The sequence below is a fragment of the Sphingomonas sp. CCH9-E2 genome, assembly GCF_001557215.1.
Classification (GTDB): Bacteria; Pseudomonadota; Alphaproteobacteria; order Sphingomonadales; family Sphingomonadaceae; genus Sphingomonas.
Genome location: NZ_LSJM01000060.1, coordinates 1 through 17,500, shown reverse-complemented (window position 1 = coordinate 17,500; position 17,500 = coordinate 1). Strand labels below are relative to the sequence as shown.

At 64.5% G+C, this 17,500-nt stretch carries 16 protein-coding genes; 8 read left to right on the top strand and 8 right to left on the bottom strand.

Features of this window, described 5'->3' with window-relative positions:
* Both AX681_RS03470 and AX681_RS03465 read right to left on the bottom strand, forming a co-directional pair.
* Positions 1-230 (bottom strand): thiamine pyrophosphate-binding protein (locus AX681_RS03470; RefSeq protein ID WP_269450332.1); only part of this gene is annotated, 230 nt, incomplete at its 3' end.
* A gap of 477 nt (positions 231-707) precedes the next feature.
* On the bottom strand, positions 708-938 hold the full coding sequence (locus AX681_RS03465; protein ID WP_066658966.1) for a hypothetical protein: 231 nt from the start codon (positions 936-938) through the stop codon (positions 708-710).
* 108 nt (positions 939-1,046) lie between these two features.
* On the opposite strand from AX681_RS03465, the gene AX681_RS21770 reads away from it, so the two are divergent.
* The 7 genes from AX681_RS21770 to AX681_RS03435 all read left to right on the top strand — a co-directional run bounded on the left by AX681_RS21770 (position 1,047) and on the right by AX681_RS03435 (position 8,495).
* Positions 1,047-1,202 (top strand): hypothetical protein, encoded by a 156-nt coding sequence (locus AX681_RS21770; protein ID WP_156442674.1) that lies wholly within the window; start codon positions 1,047-1,049, stop codon positions 1,200-1,202.
* Positions 1,203-1,411: 209 nt separating this feature from the next.
* Positions 1,412-2,611 (top strand): hypothetical protein, encoded by a 1,200-nt coding sequence (locus AX681_RS03460; RefSeq protein ID WP_066658965.1) that lies wholly within the window; start codon positions 1,412-1,414, stop codon positions 2,609-2,611.
* Between the two features lie 128 nt (positions 2,612-2,739).
* A complete protein-coding gene (locus AX681_RS03455) occupies positions 2,740-4,842 on the top strand; it encodes a ParB/RepB/Spo0J family partition protein (protein WP_066658961.1) in 2,103 nt (700 codons plus the stop codon).
* A gap of 57 nt (positions 4,843-4,899) precedes the next feature.
* Positions 4,900-5,925: a DUF7146 domain-containing protein gene (locus AX681_RS03450; RefSeq protein WP_066658959.1), complete on the top strand. Its 1,026-nt coding sequence runs from the start codon at positions 4,900-4,902 to the stop codon at positions 5,923-5,925.
* A 309-nt stretch (positions 5,926-6,234) separates the two neighbouring features.
* Positions 6,235-7,155 (top strand): DUF2493 domain-containing protein, encoded by a 921-nt coding sequence (locus tag AX681_RS03445; RefSeq protein WP_066658957.1) that lies wholly within the window; start codon positions 6,235-6,237, stop codon positions 7,153-7,155.
* A 188-nt stretch (positions 7,156-7,343) separates the two neighbouring features.
* Positions 7,344-7,565: a sigma factor-like helix-turn-helix DNA-binding protein gene (locus AX681_RS22305; protein WP_066681812.1), complete on the top strand. Its 222-nt coding sequence runs from the start codon at positions 7,344-7,346 to the stop codon at positions 7,563-7,565.
* A gap of 9 nt (positions 7,566-7,574) precedes the next feature.
* Positions 7,575-8,495, top strand: coding sequence for a HEPN domain-containing protein (locus AX681_RS03435; RefSeq protein WP_066658953.1), 921 nt, complete (start codon positions 7,575-7,577; stop codon positions 8,493-8,495).
* A gap of 240 nt (positions 8,496-8,735) precedes the next feature.
* Here AX681_RS03435 and AX681_RS03430 read toward each other — a convergent pair whose 3' ends face one another.
* Genes AX681_RS03430 through AX681_RS03405 form a run of 5 tightly spaced genes read right to left on the bottom strand, consistent with a single transcriptional unit; the run spans position 8,736 to position 15,500 of the window.
* Complete coding sequence (locus AX681_RS03430; RefSeq protein ID WP_066681809.1) at positions 8,736-10,364, bottom strand: Eco57I restriction-modification methylase domain-containing protein; 1,629 nt, start codon at positions 10,362-10,364, stop codon at positions 8,736-8,738.
* The gene (locus AX681_RS03425) at positions 10,342-10,947 is read right to left on the bottom strand and encodes an HNH endonuclease (RefSeq protein WP_197421914.1); all 606 of its coding nucleotides are present in this window, start codon (positions 10,945-10,947) and stop codon (positions 10,342-10,344) included. Before AX681_RS03425 ends, AX681_RS03430 begins: the two co-directional genes overlap by 23 nt.
* Positions 10,940-11,632 carry a hypothetical protein gene (locus AX681_RS03420; RefSeq protein WP_066659915.1) on the bottom strand — a complete coding sequence of 231 codons (693 nt, stop codon included), beginning with the start codon at positions 11,630-11,632 and terminating at the stop codon, positions 10,940-10,942. The genes AX681_RS03425 and AX681_RS03420 overlap by 8 nt, the downstream gene beginning before the upstream one ends.
* Positions 11,625-14,405, bottom strand: a complete 2,781-nt coding sequence (locus tag AX681_RS03415; RefSeq protein WP_156456027.1) for a sensor histidine kinase — start codon at positions 14,403-14,405, stop codon at positions 11,625-11,627. Before AX681_RS03415 ends, AX681_RS03420 begins: the two co-directional genes overlap by 8 nt.
* 15 nt (positions 14,406-14,420) lie before the next feature.
* Entirely contained in the window at positions 14,421-15,500 is a 1,080-nt protein-coding gene (locus tag AX681_RS03405) for a PIN domain-containing protein (RefSeq protein WP_066659908.1), read from the bottom strand.
* Positions 15,501-16,581: 1,081 nt separating this feature from the next.
* On the opposite strand from AX681_RS03405, the gene AX681_RS22300 reads away from it, so the two are divergent.
* A complete protein-coding gene (locus tag AX681_RS22300) occupies positions 16,582-16,749 on the top strand; it encodes a hypothetical protein (protein WP_197421913.1) in 168 nt (55 codons plus the stop codon).
* 217 nt (positions 16,750-16,966) lie between these two features.
* On the opposite strand, the gene AX681_RS03400 is transcribed toward AX681_RS22300, so the two are convergent.
* On the bottom strand, positions 16,967-17,500 hold a 534-nt coding region (locus tag AX681_RS03400; protein ID WP_331709980.1), incomplete at its 5' end, for a TCP-1/cpn60 chaperonin family protein.

Here is a 17,500-nt window from a genome sequence, read left to right as displayed (position 1 = left end):
CCACTCGGCCCCTCGCACACCCCCGGACGGCCCGTTACCCGCGCATAGGCATCGGCCATATAGGTCGCGCTACGCTCGTCGCGGGTCAGAACATGATCAATGCCGTGGTCGAGGCGGTGGAGCGCATCGTAGAAGGGCAGGCTGGTGTCGCCGCACAGGCCGAACACATGCCGCACTCCATGCGCCTGCAGCATCCGCACCGCGGCCTCCGCTCCGGTAATCGTCGCCATGTTCGCCTTTTCACATTGGCATGCAAGTCTAGCGGAGAAACGAGGGCACCGGACATTGAACCAAATGTGAAGGCTATTCGATCTGCGGAGCCAGATCTCGCAACAGCATTGTTTCGCTCAAGCGGGTCATCCGCCTTGTGCGCAACGAATCCGATACACGAAACCTGATCAAAAGCTTCGCTGAGGAAGCCGCCAAATATGAGCGCACCCTCAATGTGGCGGTATTGGACCCGGGGGCGAAGGCTGCACGTGCGCGTGAGATTCGTAAGGATCTCACGACGCTGGGATTGCCCACCAAACTGGTGGGCGCGGATGCAAAGCGGCACAACGCCACTACAATTGCGCGTTCACAGTCCCAGCCCGCACGGCACGAGCGGGCGTTGGAGAGGCAAGGTCCCTGATTGACAGCGATGCGGCAGTGTCGCCAACGTCGCCCCGCAACCGGTCCAGCCCTTCGGAATGCCGCAGCCCGCCCGGTCAACCCGCACTGACGATCGGATGCTCAAGCCGCAATACGTCCAGCATCCGCTCGACCTCGGCGATCTCGCGCGTCCCGCCCGATGGTGCGAGCGACCAGTTGCAATGGGAATGGGTTTCGGGATCATATACCCGGACCGCACCGAGCACGGCGCGCCAGCGCCGCTGCGTCCCGCCAACCTGGCGCACGAGGCGCACGATCATCAGGTCCTGCAGCTGGCTCGCGGTCATGGACTCTTTAGGCAGACTGGTCCCGCCAAGCGCAATCCCTTTTGGCGCAAATAGCGTTCGACCGTCGGGGCGCGATGGCCCACCGCGTCGACCGCTTCCTGGCGCCGATTGGAACTGAGCCCGAACCTGCTCGACCAGATTTATGATGCCCATGCGCGACGCACCGGCCTGCGCATCGATCCCCTGCTATTCAGTGCGCCGCTCGCCACCCGCCTCGAAATGCTGGCTGCGAATGCCGGAACGCGACCCGCGACCAGTCAATGATTTCGGACGCGGCTTCCGACCTGCTTCGTCCGCTTGGTATCGGGACGCAGGGAGTGGGAACGGCTTGCCCTGACGGCCAGCCGCGTCTGGCCGCACCCCTTCTGCGGATGCTGCGTCCGGCGTCGCGAGAGAGGAAGAGCGCGGCCGGTTCGGCCGTGACGGGTCGGAGCCGAGAGAGAGTCTCGCGGCGCCCGTCGCGGAGAAGTTCCATGGCAACTGTCCTCAGTCACGATCCCGCGCCGTCTTCGCGGTCGGGTGCCTACAAGGTCGATATCTCGCGCGGGTCGCACATCGGCCGCGTCGCGTCCGAATGGTTCTCGCGCCCTGACGACGAGCGCTATCTCTCGCTTGACGCCCTCCATGCCGCGGTCGCGGCGCGCGCGCGGCGGGCCACCACCCGCACCGTCGAGACCCGCGCGGTCCGCGTCGAGGCTAGCCGCGACAATGCCGAACGGCTCGCGCTGATCGTGCCGGGCCGTGACGAACCGGTTGCCCCGACCCATTGGTCGTTCGGGCAACTGTGCAGCCTTGTCGGTGCGCCGTCGGGCTATCTGCGCGCGCTGCCCGCGCCGCTCGCCGGCATCAACCTCCAGCACGGACTGCTCAGCCATCGCGGCGAGCTGATCAAGACGCTCGAGGCCGAAGACGGACGCACCGAGCTGCGGGCCGTGACCGGCCCCGACTATGGCCGGATCTGGGACCATGAGCTGGTCGCCGCTGTGATGCGCATCGCCGGCAACGGCACCGGCGACACGCGCTGGAAGGTGCCGGGCCTGCTCGACTGGTCGACCATGATGCACAATCCGCATGTCGAGGTAACCAGGGATACCACCACGCTCTATGCAAGCGATCGCGACGTCTTCCTGTTCCTGGTCGATGACGCGCATCCGATCGAAGCGGGCAGGCTGCCCAATGGCGACCCGGACCTGTTCTTTCGCGGCTTCTATTGCTGGAACAGCGAGGTCGGCGCGAAGACGCTCGGCATGGCGAGCTTCTATCTCCGCGCGGTCTGCATGAACCGCAACATCTGGGGTGCCGAGGGCTTCGAGGAAATCAGCATCCGCCATTCGAAGTTCGCCGCCAACCGCTTCGCGCATGAGGCGGCGCCGGCGCTCGAACGCTTCGCGACATCGTCGCCCCAGCCCTTCATGACGGGCATCATGGCGGCCCGGCAGCGGATCGTCGCGCGCACCGACGAGGATCGCCAGGATTTCCTGCGCAAGCGCGGCTTCTCCAAAGCGGAGACCGGCAAGATCATTGCGACCGTGCTCGACGAGGAGGGGCACCCGCCCGCCTCGATCTTCGACTTCGTCCAAGGGATCACCGCGCTGGCGCGGGCGCGGCCGCACCAGGATGCGCGGCTCGACCTCGAGGCCAGGGCCGCAAAGCTGCTGGCCGCGGCCCATTGATCCTCCCCGGCGTCGCGTTCGGGTCCGGCGCAGTCCTCTCCCCCCTTAGAGGTAGAGGGCTGCGCCGGCTTCATGACGGGTTGGAGGTCGAGAGAGAGTCTCCCGGCCGCCCGTCGTGGAGAAGGTCCATGACCAAGCATGCCAAGATCGCGCTCAGCGCTTCGCGGGACATCCCGTTCAACCTGCTGGTGCTGAGCCAGTCCAACGTCCGGCGCGTCAAGGCCGGGGTGTCGATCGACACGCTCGCCGCGGACATCGCGCGGCGGGGATTGCTGCAGAGCCTGACCGTGCGTGCCGAGCGCGACGGTGTGGGCAATCCCACCGGTAAGTTCGAGGTACCCGCCGGCGGCCGGCGCTTCCGCGCGCTCCAGCAGCTGGTCAAAGCGAAGCGCCTCGCCCGGACCGCACCGGTTCCGTGCATCGTGCGCGAGGATGACCAGATCTCGGCCGAGGAGGATTCGCTCGCCGAAAACACCCATCGCGAGGCGCTGCACCCGCTCGACCAGTTCCGCGCGATGCAGCAGCTTGCCGACCAGGGCAGCGATGTCGAAACGATCGCCGCGACCTTCATGACCACGCCCGCTGTCGTGAAACAGCGCCTGCGGCTCGCCTCGGTCTCGCCGGCGCTCCACGCCATCTATGCCGAGGACGGCATGACGCTCGAGCAGCTCATGGCCTTCTGCGTATCCGAGGACCATGCGCGCCAGGAGCAGGTGTGGGAGCAGCTGCAGTCGAGTCACAGCAAGCAGCCCTGGATGATCCGTAGCAAGCTCACCGAACAGGCGGTCCGCGCGAGCGACAAGCGTGCGCGCTTTGTCGGACTCGACGCCTATGTCGCGGCCGGCGGCTATGTGCTGCGCGACCTGTTCGAGGAGGATGATGGCGGATGGCTCCAGGATGTCGGCCTGCTCGAGACGCTGGTCGCCGCCAGGCTCGCTGCCGAAGCCGAGCGCATCGGCGTGGAGGGCTGGAAATGGATCGTCGCCGCGATCGAACTGCCCTATCGCTATCAGGACGGCATGCGTCCGATTGCTGGCGCGCAGCCCGAACTGACCGGAGAGCAGGAGGCAAAGCTGGCGGCGCTCCGCGTGGAAGCCGATGCGCTCGAGGCCGAATGGGCCGAAGCGCGCGACATCCCCGACGAAGTCCATGCCCGGGTGAACGCGATCGACGAGGAGATCGCTGGCATCGTCGAACGGCCGCTGGTCTATGACCCAGAGGAGCTGGCGCGCGCAGGGGCGTTCGTCACGATCGACCGCTTCGGCACTCTCGAGGTCGATCGCGGCTATGTCCGTCCCGAGGACGAGCCTGTCATTGCCTGCGACGACGCGGACGGCGAGGCAGACACGCCTCTTGGGCAGGACAGCATTGCTGCGGAGGCTGCAGCGGGCGAGACGGCTGCGGACGCGGTCGATGGCGCGGACGAGGAGGAGGATCCCGACGATCTGCGCCGACCCCTTCCCGACCGGCTGGTCACCGAGCTGACCAGCTGGCGGACGCTCGCGCTGCGCAACGCCGTCGCGCTCAGCCCGCAGGTGGCGTTCGCGGACGTGCTCCACGCGGTGGTGCTCGACACCTTCTATGCCTATTGCGGAACCGAAAGCTGCGTCGGCATCGCGCTGCGCGGCGGCACGCTCGCCATCCAGACACCGGGCCTGTCCGACTCGCTCCCGGCCCGGGCGATCGACCAGCGCCACGCGGCATGGCGCGAGCGCCTTCCCGACGATCCGGAGCAGCTCTGGGACATGCTCGCCGGCCTTGGTGCCGACGATCAGGCGCTGCTGTTTGCGCATTGCGCATCGCTTGGCATCAACGCCGTGTGGGAACCTGCAAACCGTTATGGTGACGGGCGGGTATCGGCGCGGGCGATCGCCGGACGGATCGCGCATGCGCACATCCTCGCGCGTGCGTCCGGGCTCAATCCGGTCGCCGCGGGCTGGACGGCGCGCGTCGACAATTATCTCGGGCGCGTGACCAAGCTGCGGATTCTCGCCGCAGTCGAGGAAGCCAAGGGGCCGGAGACGGCGGCACGACTGACCGGCCTCAAAAAGCCCGACATGGCGCGCGAGGCCGAGGCGATCCTCGCGGACAGCGGCTGGCTCGCCGAGCCGTTGCGCACGCCCGTCGCGCCCGACCCCGCACCGCCCGCCGCGCCGGCCGACACGCTCGCGCCCGCGCAGCCGGACGACGATGCGCAGGACGAAGCGCCGCTCGCCATCGCCGCCGAATAGGCTGGTCGCCCTGGGGACCCGCCCTGCGGCGGGTCCCCATCTTTGCAGGAGCCCGTCATGGCCCGTGCCGCGGACCTCTCCCGGCAGCTCGCGCGACATGCCGAAGCCGTGTGTCGCCACTATCTCCCCGCCGGACATCGCAACGGCCGCTATTGGATCGCCGGCGATGTGCACGGCGCTCAAGGGCATAGCCTTTATGTCCGGCTGAACGGTCCCGATCGTGGCAAGGGCGCGGCCGGCAAATGGACCGATGCCGCAACCGGCGAGCATGGCGATCTGCTCGACCTGATCGGTGCCCATTGCGGACACGCGACGCTCGCCGACACGCTTGCCGAGGCGCGCCGCTTCCTGGCGCTCCCGCAGCCGGTCTCTGCCGTTGCCGATACCGGTCGGGCACCGCATGGCTCGCCCGCAGCGGCGCGGCGGCTGTTTGCTGCATCTGGTCCGATCGGCGCGACGACCGCCGAGTATTATCTGCGGACCCGCGGCATTAGCGGCGTGCGCACCGAGCCGTGGCTGCGCTTTCATCCGCACTGCTGGGTTCGTCCTGGCCCTGGCGACCCCGCCGATACGCCCCGGGCATTGCCCGCGCTGATCGCCGCGATCACCGACGCGGACGGCATCATCACCGGAGTGCAACGGACCTGGCTCGATCCCGTCGGCTGCACCAAGGCACGGCTCGCACGGCCGCGCCGCGCGCTGGGCAGCCTGCTCGGCAAGGGTGTCCGCTTCGGTTCAGCTGGTCCGGTGATGATCTTCGGCGAAGGCGTCGAGACAATCCTGTCGCTCCGCATGGTCCTGCCACGCATGCCGATGATCGCTGGGCTGTCCGCAAACCACCTCGCCGCCCTCACCTTCCCCGCGCCGCTGCGGCGCCTCTATGTCGCGCGCGAGACCGATCGCGCGGGGACGAGAGCGTTCACCATGCTGTGCGAACGTGCCGGGGCGTCGGGCATCGCACTGCTTCCGCTCGAATCGCGGCTGGACGATTTCAACAGCGACCTGTGCGCCGACGGGATCGAAGCGCTGGTCGAGCGCCTGCGCCCGCAACTCATGGCCCAGGATGCAGCGGGGCTGCGCTGACCGGGTCGCGCCGCGCGCGCGGGGCAGCCCGTGCCCTCCCGTCTGCGCGAGCCGCACCCGGCCTTCGAGAGTGCGACGGGGCGGCAAGCGGCGCGGGCGCGCAACGGCTTCGCCCGGCTATTTTCCGCCGCGGGCGCGGGCGCCCGCTTTGCATCGCGACCCAAAATAGCCGGGTTTCGCCGTCCTCCGCTGCGCTGCGGCCGCCCGGCTGTGCCGGCCGCTGCGCTCGCGGTGCGCGCCCGCGCCGCCCGCCGCCTCTGGTCGCGCGAAGGCCGCGCGGGGCGCGGACAAGCAGACAGGAGACACGCCATGACCGACCATGATTGCGCGGAGCCGCAGGGCTCGCACTTCTCGCAGCTCCTCCAGGAACTCGAACTGTTCGGACGCAGGCCGTTCGACGATGACCTCGATCCCCGCCCCTTGCCCGAGGGCAGGCTGGTCGAGGGCGCCGCTGCCGATACCTTCGATTGCATGATCGCCTGTCTTGGCGACACACGGCTCGAGCCCGACCTCGAGGATCTGCTCTGGGGGTTCACCAATGTCTTCCACCGCGCAGTCGAGCGGATCGAGCGCGAGCTCGATGACAATGAACTTGGCCAGCGCCGGCTCCAGCGCGAGCAGGACGGCTCGGAGGTCAGGTCGGTCGAGCTCGAGACCGCGATCGCGCAAGGGCGCACCATGATCGAGCGCCGCGACACGATGGAGGCATTTCGCGAGGCCTTTGCCGAACAGTTCCGGCATCATTTGCGCAAGCCCTGGCTGCCGCGCAGCGGATCGATGCTCAACCGGCGCGCGATGACCGCCGCGGTGATCGAGAGCCGCGAGTTCGTGAACGACCGGCGCCATGCCGATGCGAAGCTTCTCATTCCTCCGGGCGAGCGCATCTATGTCAGCGGCGGCGCCGATTATCACGATCATCGCCGCATCTGGCAGCTGCTCGACCAGGTGCATGGCCGGCATCCGCAGATGGTGCTGCTCCATGGCGGGTCGCGCACCGGCGCCGAACATATCGCTGCTCTGTGGGCACGCGAGCGCAAGGTGCCCCAGGTTGCCTTCGCGCCGGACTTTGCAAGGTTCAGCCGTGCGGCTGCGCCGTTCAAGCGCAACGACCGCGTCATCGCCCTGATGCCGCGCGGGATCATCATCTTTCCCGGTGGCGGCATCCAGGACAATCTGTTCGACAAGGCGCGGGTCGCAGGGATCGCGATCCTCGATCATCGCCGGCGATGAGGATCGCCCTCGCACCACGGCCAAAGCCGGGCGCGCCCGGCCTGGGCCCGCGCCGGCGCGCCGCAACCTGGGGGCTAGGCCCCCAGGTCCTCCGCTTGCGCTCCGGCCCTGCGGGTGCACCCCGCCTCGAGCGCGCGCCCGCTCGGTCTCTCCCGCCCGGCTTTGGCCGGCACAGGATGGAGACAATCATGGACGCAGAGCTTCTTGCGCTTCGCCGCCGCCTTGAGACCATGCCCGTGCGCGGGCGCGAGGTGTTCGAGCGCGCGCGCTTCCGCGACATGGACTATCCAGCCATCGCCGCCGAGCTCGGCATGACCGTCGCGGAGGTCGAGCGGCTGATGGCGCGCGCGATGCGGCATCTGCTGGCGGGCGGCCCTGCAGACATTGAGCAACCCTCCCGCCACGGCTAGGAACGGACCATGCGCGCCGATCTCGATCACCTTCCGCAAATCCAGCAAGCCGAGCTCGCCCGCGTGCGCGACACGCTGATGACCGAGTTTGCTCATGCGATCGCGACGGCGACCCAGCCCTGGAAGAAGAACGGGAAGATCCTCAAGATCATCCTGTTCGGCAGCTATGCGCGCAACGACTGGGTCGATGAGCCCGAAAATGGCTATCAGTCCGACTTCGACCTCCTGGTGATCGTCAGCCATGCGGACCTGACCGATATTGCCGGCTATTGGTATATCGCGGAGGACAAGATCCTTCACGATCCCGCTGTCCAGCGGCCGGTCAACATCATCGTCCACACGCTCGACGAGGTGAACAAGGCGCTCGGGCGCGGCGAGTATTTCTGGGTCGATATCGTGCGCGATGGGGTGGTGCTCTATGAGCTGCCCAACCATGCGCTGGCGGCGCCCAAGCCGCTGACCGCGGCGGATGCGCTGGCGATGGCGCAGGGGTATTTTGATGAGTGGCTTCCTGGGATCGCTCGGGCTCTCCAAACTGCCGAGGATCAGATGGCAAAAGGGGTCGATGATCTGGGCTGGCGGAAAGATGCGGCATTCACGCTACACCAGGCCACGGAACGGGCATACGCGTGTTTTCTGCTGGTCCGAACGCTCTACTTCCCCCGGTCTCACAACATCAAGTTCTTGCGATCGATTGCCGAAGACAAGGAACCTCGTTTGATCGGTGCCTTCCCTCGGGAGACGCGGGTTGACCGTCGTCGCTTCGAATTGTTGAAGCGCGCCTATGTCGAGGCGCGTTATTCGCCCAGCTATGAGATTGGGGTCGAGGATTTGGACACGCTTGCAAGTTCTGTGAGGCAGCTGCGGGATATCGTTGAAACGTTGAGCCTGGAGCGACTGCATCTGTTGCGCGCGGACGCCGCCGCCTGATCGTTTAGGTCTGGGAGCTGGGCAGGCGTCTCGCGCCTCCGGCGCGACCGCGCTCTATACCGCTGCGCGGCACCGAGCCCCGCTGGGTCTCGGCCGCTGGGCGGTCGCGATCGCTGACGCGGATCCGACGTCAGCTTTGCGTCCCAATAGCCGGCATTCCGGCGATCGGTCGGCGCACCTAAAAGCTGCCGTTCGTCTAGCAAAGGCAACCTGCCGCGGAGCGAGTCGTGGTGTGGCGAACTAAATCGACTTGCCATGCCGAAGACGGTGCGAGCGCACCGATGACCAGGCGTTACGCAACGACCGGAGATCTGCCTCGTCCAGCGCTAGTTTCTCTCCAAGCCATCGGTCGCCGAAATCTAGTATCGACGATACGCCGGCTGCGCCGGAGTGTGCAGCGAGAAACGCCTCGAACTCGGCGTCGCTCGGTTCATGATAGATCAGGGGCAATGCACGAAATTCGTTCGGTGACAATTCGAGCACCCCCCCACCATAGAAGCGCCCCCCCATCTCGGAGAAGAGCAGCGTCAGAGAGTTGTAGAACGAGAAGCAAATCCCGCGCATCGAATAGCCTTCACGCACCTTCAGGCCATAGGCGGTGTCGGTGATGTAGACGTCCGCAGCGTTCAAGCACATCCGCGGATATTCGTGAGAGCGCTTAAAGACGAAACCGTCAGCGCGGGGGACGAGTGGCACTTCATACCAGTTCCCACGATTGCGGCACTTGTAGCGCTTATGGAAGCCACGTTCCTCGCCCGCGAGGAGATAAGCCTCGACCTCGGCTGGCAATTCGCTTCGTTTGCCTTTCAACCGGAGAAAGCGGCAGGGTTCGTGCTCCGCGATCGCGGCAAAATCGCTCGCCGAGAAGATGGGCAGGCGGCTCGCAAAGCTGCCCTTTTTCAAAATAGGCAGCGTGAATTCCAGGAGTTGGAGTTCCTTCGCGCGCGCTTCGGTAAGTATGAAAAAGTCGTTTGCCGCGGTGACGATGCCGGGAGCGCTGGTGCAATAATCGAAGATTTTTGGGCTCTCGCGTTGGAGGCGCTGGATCAAAGGCAACGTCGCCGGAGGGATCAGAAACCTGTTGAGCTCAAGCGCGAGCGATTCTTCCCCGGCGATCTCAAGCGCATGTTCCTGGGCCGCCCCTAAGTCTGCCATGTCGACAACACGTTGAATGAACAGACCCTCCGGTGCGGCCGGTTGCTTCTGGCCGACGAAGATTATTGCATCCTGATCGAGCGCAGGGAATGCCTTCTGGTCGGAAATGAAAAGGTCGATCCTGGGGAATTCCGCGCAAAGCCAGAGGAGAGCCTGCTGCCCATAGGCGACCGTCATCAGCTCATAGGGTATCACAAAAGCAGCCACGCCGCAGTCCGCAAGCAAGCGCGTCGACGCTGCCAAGAATGCTGCCCAGCTGTTCTTGAGCTGAGGAAGCGGGTACTTTATTAAGCCCGCGAGAGTCTCAAGATTTTCTTTAAATTCATCGGAATAGTTGTGCTTCCGAATGAACGGCGGATTGCCAATAACGAGGTCGAACCGGTCGCCGTTCGATGCGATCCTGTCGCAGGCGAATGCCAGGAAATCACTCGCATGAAACGCAGTCTCGCCGGGCCATAGGCCTGCGGATAGGTCCAGCGCTGAGATGACTCCGGCGTCTATATCGACTCCGGTGAGACTCGCGCCCGGAAAATGCAGTGCGAGCGAATCCACAAAGGCACCGTCCCCGATACTGGGCTCCAAGATGGCGGGCCGCAGAGCGCGAACGAGGTGCCGGATTTGGGACGTCACCGCCGAGGCGACTTCAATTGGAGTGTAGACCGCGCCGGTGAGCCGGATCGAGGCCCGATCCCTAAGCGGCGGCGCGAAGTTCATAATCGTCAATCGCTTCAGTTAGGCTTACATAGCGTTCGAGCAGGTCAATATATGCGTCGCCGCCGACCGCGCGAGCTTTCATTGTTGCAATCAGCGCCCTGACCTCATCCCGCAGTGCGCGCGCCTGTCGCGCCTGCCACAGGAGTTCGTGCCGCAGCAGATCGAAGCGCAGGCGCTTCGCGATATAGGTTCCGAGTTCCCCGACAGGGATGATTCGGCCCGATGGGTCACGCCGGAAATGCGTCTCATATTGATCACTGCAGGGATCGACGAACCCACGTTTCCCGTCGTTGTGGACCGTGGCATCGTTGCCGACCCAATGGTCCGACTTGGCCATGTTGCAGAAGCGGCACGCGTATACGAGGTTTCCATAGTCGCATTCGAGGGCCGGAAAAATCTTGCGCGGCGCAAAATGGTCTATGTGGAAGGCGATCCGGTCGACACGCAGATCGTCGTCGCCACAATATCCACAGGCGTTGGCGAAATCCCGCCGGAGATCGTCTCGGTAGAGACCGTAGCGCGTCTGCGCAGCGACGGTTCCGCGCGCCGGCAAGCTGGCGCGTATCGTCAGACTGCTAGTCATCGGCGGCGTCTTCCTCGCCGAGCGAGCGCTTGATATCTGCGATGAGTTTTTCGGTATCGGCGAGAAGCTCCTGCCTCCGGCTATACAGGCCGCCATCGAAGATGGCCCGGCGCGCCGCCTGGCTCACGGCATGATCGGCTCCGAACTGAGCTTCTATACGCGTATCGAGCTCAACAATGCGCTCGATCTGGGCGGCGGATAGAGTGCTGCGATCGATAGCCAACAGCGTTTCGAGTTCGTCCGACCATATCTGTAATTGCTGCTTGTAGTGGGCGATCTGGAGACTGATGCGTTCGAACAGAGGCCGGTTGAGATCCTGCGAACCGCCTTCCTTGGAATAGACACGGTTGACATCGTCCGTGCCGTGCAATGCGTCATTGTCCCATGACGTACGGATGAAGCAGGGAAAATCCGCGCGCGTCGCCAGATATGCCGAGACCAGCTTGCCGCCATCATATTCCACCGGCGACGCATCGGAAAGCCGGAAGTCGGAGACGAGTGCGTCGATCGGCAGCGCGAGAAGCGCTTCGACCATATCCGCGAGATGCGCTTCCGGCTTCAGGATGATCACCTCCCGAAAGAGGTTGCTGTTATCCGCATCGATGAGAAAATCCTCGAGAGCGTCTTCGTCTTCATCGACATAGGCGATGACCGGACGCTCGATGGCCGGCGTCGCCTCAGCCATTCGTCGCCTCGGCGCTCGCAGGCTGGTGCAAAGGCAGCCGGATACCGATGGAGAAACCCGGCTCGCCCATGGCGCTCTGAAGTGCGACGGACCCGCGATATTCCTCGACCACTGTCTTGAGCAGCCACATGCCTAAGCCGGTCCCGGCAGCATCGCCACTGACCGCTTCCTTTTTCGAGGACGCGCCGAACTGGAAGATATCTTCGGCGATGTTGAACTCATCCGGAATGCCTGGGCCATTGTCGGCGTAGCGAATGTTGATCCACCCATCGTCCTCCTCGCTGATGTCGATCTTTATCCTGCGCTCGATTGGGGCTGACGGCTTTACGAAGGCTTCAACCGAATTATTGATCAGGTTGTAGAAGATACTATCCAAATCAATCTCATGCGCAAGGACCATGGCGCCTGTGCTGGCGCTTGGGTCGGCATCCAACGAAATGCTTTTGGACTGCAGGAATTCTTCCCAGTAGCTCTCCACCCCGGAGAGATATTCGGCAAGATCCACCACCCGCCGCCGCCGCTTGGCCGGGGAGACAGCCGACAGGGCGAAGGTGACCCACCGGCTGACCTTTTCATCCTGCCGCCGCAGTCGCTCGAGCATCCGGAAGGGATTATGCGCGGGTGTCAAGGCGGCCAGGCGCTCCTTGTCGGCGACATTTTCGATGGCATCGGACAGCCGCTGCGAGCGGCTGTCAATATTGGCTTTGATCTGCTTCAGCTCATGCGTGAAGGAAACGAGAACCGTCCCAAGCGTCGCCATGCCCCGCATGACCTGAATATCGTCGCGAAGGCTCTCATTCTTGCGAACCTCGGAACTATAAGCCTGCGAGACTTGTCGCAGGGCGAGTTCGTTGTCGCGTTGTGCTTCTCCGGCAGGAGGCGTTTGCTGGCCGAATAGGTCCGACTGGGAACCATCGGTTGGCGAAGCCTCATTGTCTTCCGCGGCGTCCGGGTTCTCCGCCTTGCCGAGTAGTTCTTCGGCGATGCGGCGCCCCTCTTCCGCTTCCTTCTCTTCCTTATGGTCAAGGTCGAAGGCAGCGCTGAACTGCCCGAGGACATAGGCGCGATCGTTTTCGAATTCTCTGATCAGCGCGATCACGATTCTGCGGAAGGCGTCGAGCGCTCGCTCGTTCATCACCCCTTCGCGGCTCGACTGGTCCATCAGGTGCGGATTGCCCACCTTGCTGATGTGCAGTGTTCCTGCGACCTGGGTTGGCGGGACACGCCAGCCTATCCTCGATGCGGGCGCCGGATTGCGGGCGACCCGGTCGCCGAGCAGGAGCCAGTCATAGGTCGTCGAGCCCGGCTCGCCGTACGGCCGCACCCGGAAATTGTCCCGGTACAGTCGGATACCGCCCGAGGACTTGAGCCACCGCCTGCGCTTGCCGACGTCGAAATTCTTCTGAGGATAGCGAAGCAAATTGTCACTGGTGGGATTGGTGAGCTTGAAAAAGTAGAGCGTGAACGAGAAGGGGCCGATGGCCTCAAAATCGGCCAGGGTTTCGCCTTTTGCTCCCGTCAGCCTCGCCAGATCAGTCGTGTAGGTAACCGAGCCGGTGTTGAAGTCCTCCTTTCTGAACGGAGCCTTCTTCATCGTATCGAGCTCGAAGACCCGTGGCCGGATTCGCTGCACGTCGATTTCGCGCCGGTCTAGGGTGATCGTGACTTCGCCGGTGTCGGAAACCTCGGCCACCATGCGATAATCGAAATGATCGGGCGGAAAATTGTCGATGAAGCCGCTTTCGGTCGGCGCGCGGTGATCATAGACGAAGATGTCGAAATCGCCGCGGTCGTGCGGCGGAAGAAGCGCCTCCAGTGTTTCCTTTAGACGAAGGCTGTCGCGAGCGTCCCAAACATCATGCAGGAGGCCGATCCGGATCGCCGTTCCGTTTGCGAAGTCGAGCGGCTTGCCTTCGCCCTCGCGGGTGGGCCCGACTTGCGGAAGCACCGAATCCAACGCGAACTCCGTATATACGTCAGACAAGTGGCGCGTCTCGGTCTCGAGTATCGCCTGGACATCGCTGATGACCTTTCCCGCTCCTTCGAACTCGGTCCAATCGACGAGCCAGTGCGTGGTCTCGGGGCTGCCGGGCAATGCGGAGAACAGTTCACATTCCTGGCCAAGGCGATCGAGTGCGAAACGGCCGATGCCTTTCGCGCCGGTGACGACGCGCCCCCCAGCCGATCGATCATTGATTTCCTTGGTGTCGGTACCGATGACCATCCAGCGATCCCTGATGGTCTCCGCCGACATGCCATGGCCATTGTCGACGATCCAAAGGTCGAGGAATTGCGCGAACGCAGCTGCAAGCGCATCTTGGTCCTCGACAAAGTCGCAGGACGCCCGGGCCCACATATCGCCATCCGCGACGAAGAATTTGTCTATGGCGGGAGCGAGGCGCTGCAGCGCCTCATGTTCCCGCTGCGTTATCTTGGCGGGTAACTCCGACCATCTCGGCAGGAACAGAACGGCGCAAACCGCGGAATCGGCATCATAGGCGTTCTTAACCAGTTCGGTGACAGCGCCTTGGGGCGTTCCGACGTTTTCGCGCCCAATCAGCCGCGCGGCGCGTGCCGAAACGCTGAACGGGACTTTCGCCATGACCTTTATTGCCCCTCTGTCCGAAGCCGTCGTAATACCATTGTCCTGCCGGAACAGACTAAAGTCGATCACCCCGCGGGCAAGACCCTGCGTCGCGGCCGTAGCAAAAATCGGTGCATGATTGTGCGCGGGAAATCCGCAGGGCCAGCGTGATGCCAGTGGCATCCGCACGATCAAGGCTGCCGATCAATGGACGTGATACTCGTTGCGGATGAGCTCGGAGCCGACGATTTCGCCGGTAGCAATCTCCATCTCCAAATAAAGCTCAAGGGCGATGTCCGCGCCCACGACCGTCGAATCCCATTCGCTGCCGATCCAAGTGTCGTCTTCCTGGTCGTGGCTCGCGTAACGCCGGTTCTCGAACGCGACGTTGACATTTATCTCGACGTCGGTGTTGACCAACAGGCCGATGCGCGTCGCCGTGCGCGAGACGATTCGGTAGTCGACGAAGCGGATTACACCGCCCAAGTCGGCGCCTGTCGCTTCCCCCTCGGGCAAGTCGCCTCCGTAAACGAGTATTAACTCGTCCATGTGATCGCCGATTGCTTGCTCGAACCGATAATCGAACTCGGGCGCGTTCAGCAGCGCATCAGCGATCGCCTCGGCTTCGCCGTCTTCGTCCGCGGCCGAGGCAATGGCGGCGCCCAGAAGCTCCTCGATTGTGTCGAGGGGAATCAGGTGCGAAGAGGCCTCGGCGAAGCGGTGCATCGCGGCATCCATGGTGACGACATACATCCGCTGTCCGTGCGCCGCGCACCAAGCCTCCAACGTATGCAGGACGAACGCGTCGGGGAACTCCTTGCTGCCAGCCTTGTCGAAAGGTGAGCGCTTGGCGAAATAGTCGGCGAACACGCCGATCGCCGGATGCGCCGTTGCCGTGTGCTCGGTCGTTCTCCACTCGTCCCTCGACGCGCGATGGAAGGCGGCGAACAGCTGGCGTGAGGTCTCGAATCCGAGATTGGGCATGGGTGCGATGTCGGGCACACTGTGCCGCCAGCGCTCGACATCCTTTGTCGCCTTTGTCAGCACCGCACGCGTCTGCTCGACGTCCTCGGCGATCTGGCGCGCGACCTCTTGTAGCGTAATGTCGGTCGTATGCATGACGAGCCGGTGCCCAGCCACATGCTGTGCGACGAGACGAAGCGCGCGGTTGGCCGGGTTGTGCCGAAGTTTCCAGAAGACTTGCGTATCGAGGAAGGCGTGCCGCGTCTCCAACTCGCGCGTCTCGGTTTGCCGCTTCCGGTCTACCTTTGCTTCCTCGGACATGCTGGATGTTAGCCTAGGCGCGAAGACACGCGCCACCCTCAATCCGATCCTTGCCGAATGAGATAGCCATGCCCAGTCCGCTCAGACCCGCCAATCAGAGCGCTCGGCGACGTCCGCTTTGATGCAGCTCGATGCCAAAAGCGGTCAGGCAGGTGGCGGCCCACAAACTGCCGGAGTGGTTTCGGCCCAGTTCCTGACACCCTTGCAGGGGCCCATGTGGCCTTGCACGATCCGGTCGGCACGACCAGCTTAATTGAACGCGGGGATCAGTTGAGCGCACACTGGCACCACCTGCGGTGTTGCCAGGGGTCGCGTGTCTTTGTTTGCCGCGTGGCACACTCGCGCGGCCGGGGGGCGGCGCGGCGGCTGGCCCACAGGCCCGCGCGCACGCCGCGCCGCCGGTCGGCCGCGTGCGAGGGTGCGGCCATTTGTTGGCCGCCTTACGGCGGCGGGTTTTGGGTTCGGTGTTTGGGTGGAACGACTCTGCGCGGGATCGTCGCATCCTGCGCTGAAGGGCAATCCATTCTGTGGTTTGTCGAACGGTGCGGCAAAGCAATATGCCGCCGTGCCTGCGGCGACTTTAGGCTGCTTCGTCCTGCGCCTGGGCCAAGGTCGCTGCTTGTGGCCACCGGAGCGTGGGGGGCGCTCGGCTCAAGACGCGCGTGGAACCGACCGCTCTTGGCAGTTTTGGACGGGGGCGCTTGTTAGAAATATCAGCGCATTTTTCTAACAGAAAATGAGCTCGCGTGCGTAATCGCGGTCGGCTCATGGGGCGCGTCCGCGATGATGAGCGCGGCTGGGTGCTCATGCACGGGCACTTCCCGATTTCGGCATTTTGGGGGCAGTGGGCATGGCTCGCTGGGCGGCGCGGCATGGGGCGACTGTCGCCGCGGTGATCGCCCCGCTCTTGGAGGCACTTCCTTGGACCGGCGCACGGCCTGACGCCATCAACCCGTAAAGGGTCCGCCATGCTGCGCATGCGGCCGCTGCGCTGTGCTGCGCGGTGATTGCGGCCATGCGCCGGACCCGTCGGGCGCCTGTCGAGCGGGGGCGGTCCCCGCTCCCGGACAGGAGCATCCCGATGCCGCTCAACCTCGCCCAGAAAAACGCCTGGAGCCTCGCACGCACCCTCATGACGGTCGTCGTCGTGTTCCGGATCGAGGAGCACAAGTTCGGCGTTGCCGAAGCGCAGGAGTTCGATGGCGACCCCGCGCTGATCGTCCGCGAATATGATCCCTTCGCGCGCTGATCGCACGCCTCGCCCAGCGGTGCGCAGAATCCGCCGCACGGTGGCACAAGCAGAGTGCAGCGGGCCGTGCGGCCCGTTGCGATCAAGGTCTGGCGCTTCGACCGGACGCAGGTTGGGCAGCTGTGGATCGCTGCGGTCCGTTGACCGGTCCAGTCGGCTCAGGCTTGATTGCTTGAAATGGGGCGAGCGAGGCACTGCCAGGCCCGCCCCTCACAGATCAATAGTCGATCGACGGCATCGATGCCGGCTTCTCCTCCTTCGGCAACTCCGCCACGAGCGCTTCGGTGGTGATCAGCAGCGAGGCGACCGAGGCTGCATCCTGCAGCGCGGTGCGCACCACCTTGGCGGGATCGATCACGCCGGCCTTGACCAGGTCCTCATATTCGCCAGTGGCGGCGTTGAAGCCCCAGTTATAGTCGGGGTTCTCGAGCAGCTTGCCGACGATCCAGGCGCCGTCTTCGCCGGCATTCTCGGCGATCTGTCGCGCCGGTGCGCGCAGCGCGCGGCGAACGATATCGATCCCCGACTGCTGATCGTCATTGGCGGCCTTCAGCCCCTCGAGCGCCTTGAGCGCGCGCAGCAGCGCGATGCCGCCGCCCGGCAGGATGCCTTCCTCGACCGCCGCGCGGGTGGCGTGCAGCGCATCGTCGACGCGGTCCTTCTTTTCTTTGACCTCGACCTCGGTCGCGCCGCCGACGCGGATCACCGCGACGGCGGCGCGACCGAGGTCGAGGTCAAAGAAAAGAAGGAC